Below are 2049 nucleotides of genomic sequence, written 5' to 3'. Positions count from 1 at the left end.
GGGATCTTGCACGCTTTGCTACAAACAGTAGGACTTTTCAAACATCCTCTAAAGCCAGTTGCCTAGCAGCACGTAGGATGCCCAGAAGCGGGGCGCGTCGTAGTTTGCCCGCAGCAAGCTCAGCTGGGCCTGGCGCAGGGCTTCGGCTTTGGAGATGGGGCTGCGCGTCAGTTGCTGATAGAACTCGATCATCAGGTCGGCTCCGGCTTCGTCGTCTACGCTCCAGAGCGAGGCGATGGTGCTGCGGGCCCCGGCGCGGACTGCCACGCCTGCAAGACCCAGCGTGGCGCGGCGATCGCCCTCGGCGGTGCGGCAGGCGCTCAACACCAGCAGTTCAATCGGTTCCGGGCTGTCTAGCTCCTGGACTTGCAGCAGGCTGCTGAGGTCTTTCACATTGACCCGGCTATCCCACGCCAGGATGAAGGTGTCGGCGGCATTGGAGCTAAACTCGCCGTGGGTTGCAACGTGGACAATCGAGGCGGGTGCGGCGCTTAGAGAATTCTGGAAATTTTGCTGGGTAAAGCTTGTGTTGATTAGCACGCGGCTGGGCAGGGTTTTCTGGATTTCCGCTAGCTCCTTTTCCACGTTGGGCAGGGCAGGAAAATTGTCTCGTGCTTCCGTCAGCCCGGCCATTAGGGCGCGAAACTGACGCTGCTGGAGCGGGCGCGGGTCGGGCAGTTGCAGACCGGGGGCCAGCGCCACGCTGTAGTGTTCGATCAAATACTGGCGACCGTCGTGCAGGGCTGCCATTGGCACGTTGCGGAGCGCCCCGTCTAGCACGAAAACAAGCGTCTGGTTTTCGGTCAACTGGTCTGCAATGGGGCGAATCAGCCAGTCGTAGACCTGCTGGGACAGGGCCAGTCCTTCGGGGGAGGGGTAAGCGCGATCGCGCAATTCTCTCAGCAGATCTTCGGACACCCGCTCGACGGTTTCCTGGGCGACGGGCGTGGTGTAGCGGCGGAGGGGCTGCTGGGGCTGCTTTAGGATGACTTCAATCCGGTCGGGCAGGACAATGGTATACAGCACGGCGGCGGGCAGCGTAGACAAATCCACCACCCGGTCTAGCTGAAACTGCGTATCCAGACAGGCTTCCCGAAAGAAGTTGTCTAGTTCTGCCACTTGCAGCCCCTCGATCACGTCCCGCGCCTGCACCAGCCGCTCCAGGTCAGGGGTTGGATTCTGCGGATCGAGCAGCAGATCGACCAACTGGCGATAGACTGGCTCCACGCTCTCGCGGAAGGAAAACTGCACGTCTCGGTTAATCGCCACCAGATCGCCTCGGATGGCTTGCAGGCTTTGCACGGACTGGCTGTAGGCGGCGATCGCCCCCGTTTTGTCGCCCTGCACCAGCAGCAGTCGCCCCAGTTGCCACTGCCAGCGATAGGCGATGTCGGCGGCGGCGATTTGCTGCGCCAGGTTGAGCGCCTGCTGAGTCAGGGTTTGGGCTTCGCGCCACTGTCCCGTTTGTTCGTACAGATGCCCCAAGCTGCCCAGAGCCAAGGACTCTGCCCGCAGGTCGTCCAGTTCCCTCGCCTGCTGCACCGTTCTGGACAGGCGACGGGCGATCGCCTCTAGCCCAGGGTTGCCGCCGCTGGCCTGGGAAATCGCGGTCAACCCCTGGGCCAGTTCGATCTGGTTGAACAACGTCGGACGGCTGGGGGGCAGGGGGTCAAGCTGCTGCTGGAGGGCTGGATAGCGCGATCGCGCCTGTTCCCACTGGGCGGTTTCCACCAGCAGGCTGAGATGATTTAGCGCCGCCTGAAGCCGCAACTCTGCCGAGGGGGACACCTGGGCAGCCTCGTCATACAGCCTCAGCACGGCTTCCGTCTGCTGCAAAAAGGTGGTGGCGATGCGCTGCTGGCGCTGTTCGTAGGCTCGCCGAGCGCGATTGTCGGATAGGGGGGTCTTTAGTCGCTGAACTGCTTCGGTGGGGGTCATGCCGGCCTGGCCCAGCGCGGCGATTGCCCTAGCCCGGCCCAAATTTGCCAGGCTAAGGGTGACGGCGGCGATCGCCTCGCTGATCAGCCCGCGCACGCGGTTCTGCGCCGC

1 protein-coding gene is annotated in these 2049 nt (G+C 63.0%); it reads right to left on the bottom strand.

The features are described 5' to 3' along the window. Positions 1-48 precede the first annotated feature (48 nt). A partial coding sequence (locus IGS51_RS05140; protein ID WP_297076758.1) for a CHAT domain-containing protein occupies positions 49-2049 on the bottom strand: 2001 nt, incomplete at its 5' end.

This window comes from Thermoleptolyngbya sp. M55_K2018_002 (assembly GCF_015295965.1).
Classification (GTDB): Bacteria; Cyanobacteriota; Cyanobacteriia; order Elainellales; family Elainellaceae; genus Thermoleptolyngbya; species Thermoleptolyngbya sichuanensis.
The sequence above is the reverse complement of the archived record's forward strand: the minus strand, read 5'-3'. Positions and strand labels throughout refer to the sequence as shown.